Origin of the sequence: Pigmentiphaga daeguensis, from assembly GCF_039523035.1 — a bacterium.
Lineage (GTDB): Bacteria > Pseudomonadota > Gammaproteobacteria > Burkholderiales > Burkholderiaceae_B > Pigmentiphaga > Pigmentiphaga daeguensis.
In genome coordinates this window covers 1-1,087 of sequence record NZ_BAAAEN010000078.1, presented here as the reverse complement: position 1 = coordinate 1,087, position 1,087 = coordinate 1, and the positions used below count along the sequence as shown (strand labels likewise).

1 protein-coding gene is annotated in these 1,087 nt (G+C 67.2%); it reads right to left on the bottom strand.

All coding sequences use genetic code 11. The features are described from left to right. A partial coding sequence (locus tag ABD104_RS30190) for an S-(hydroxymethyl)glutathione dehydrogenase/class III alcohol dehydrogenase (protein WP_343928885.1) occupies positions 1-1,076 on the bottom strand: 1,076 nt, incomplete at its 3' end. Positions 1,077-1,087 lie beyond the last annotated feature (11 nt).

Genomic DNA, 1,087 nt, shown 5'->3' with positions numbered 1-1,087 from the left:
CCGCTCTTCATGAGGTCGAATCCCTCGTTGATGCGTTCGAGGGGCAGGGTGTGGGTGATGAGCTCGTCGATCTTGATCTTGCCGTCCATGTACCAGTCGACGATGGTGGGCACGTCGGTGCGTCCGCGGGCGCCGCCGAAGGCCGAGCCCTTCCATTCCCGGCCGGTGACCAGCTGGAAGGGCCGGGTGGCGATCTCGGCGCCGGCGGCGGCCACGCCGATGATGAAGGACTGGCCCCAGCCCTTGTGGCAGCACTCGAGCGCCTGGCGCATGGTGGTGGTGTTGCCGATGCACTCGAAGCTGTAGTCGGCCCCGCCGTCGGTGAGCTGGACGATGTGGTCGACGACGTTGGCGACGTCCTTGGGGTTGACGAAGTGGGTCATGCCGAACTGGCGGCCCAGGGCCTCGCGCTGGGGATTCAGGTCGATGCCGATGATCTTGTCGGCGCCCACCATCCTGGCGCCCTGGATGACGTTCAGGCCGATGCCGCCCAGCCCGAAGACCACGACGTTGGCGCCGGCCTCGACCTTGGCGCTGAAGACCACGGCGCCCACGCCGGTGGTCACGCCGCAGCCGATGTAGCAGGCCTTGTCGAAGGGAGCGTCCTCGCGGATCTTGGCCACGGCGATCTCGGGCACCACGATGTAGTTCGAGAAGGTCGAGGTGCCCATGTAGTGGTGGATGGGCTTGCCGTCCAGCGAGAAGCGGCTGGTGCCGTCGGGCATCAGGCCCTTGCCCTGGGTGGTGCGGATAGCCTGGCACAGGTTGGTCTTGCGCGACAGGCAGAACTTGCACTGGCGGCACTCGGGCGTGTAGAGCGGGATGACGTGGTCGCCCTTCTTCAGGGTCGAGACGCCGGGCCCGGCATCGACCACGATGCCCGCGCCCTCGTGGCCGAGGATGGCCGGGAACAGGCCCTCGGGGTCGGCGCCCGACAGGGTGTAGTAATCGGTGTGGCAGATGCCGGTGGCCTTGACTTCGATCAGCACCTCGCCGGCGCGCGGACCTTCCAGGTCCACTTCTTCGATGGTCAGGGGCGCGCCTGCCTTCCAGGCGATCGCGGCTTTGGTCTTCATGGGCTGCTCCT